Source organism: Luteimonas sp. Soil_C_16, assembly GCF_057657295.1.
On sequence record NZ_JBDGIS010000017.1, the window covers coordinates 1 to 398 of the forward strand.

Sequence of the window (398 nt, forward strand, 5' to 3'; positions counted from 1 at the left end):
TTCGATCGCGACATGCAGCGCCAGCTGTTCGCAGGTGCGGACTGGCAGGGTGTGTCGACGCGCTACGCCGGCAGCTACACGCAGGCGGCGGTGGAGGCAGGCCACCAGTGGCGGCTTGGTTCGACCGCATTCGGTCCGTACGTCGGCGCCGAGCAGGTGCGGCTGCGCAGCGACGGATTCGACGAACGCGGCGGCGACGGCTTCGGCTTGCGCAGCGCGGGTTGGGATGTCGAGCGCAGCCAGGCGATCGCGGGTTTGCGCGCGCGCTGGGATGCGCCGGGATTCTCGCTGCACGGATACGGCGAATGGCAGCAGACGTTGTCGTCGAGCGGATTCGATCTGCAGGCGAGCTTCACCGGTATCGAGGCGTGGGCGCCGATCGCAGGATTCGCACCGGC

At 69.1% G+C, this 398-nt stretch carries 1 protein-coding gene; it reads left to right on the top strand.

Annotation, left to right across the window (positions count from 1 at the left end):
* A partial coding sequence (locus tag AC3A5T_RS16920; RefSeq protein ID WP_487629530.1) for an autotransporter domain-containing protein occupies window positions 1–398 on the top strand: 398 nt, incomplete at both ends.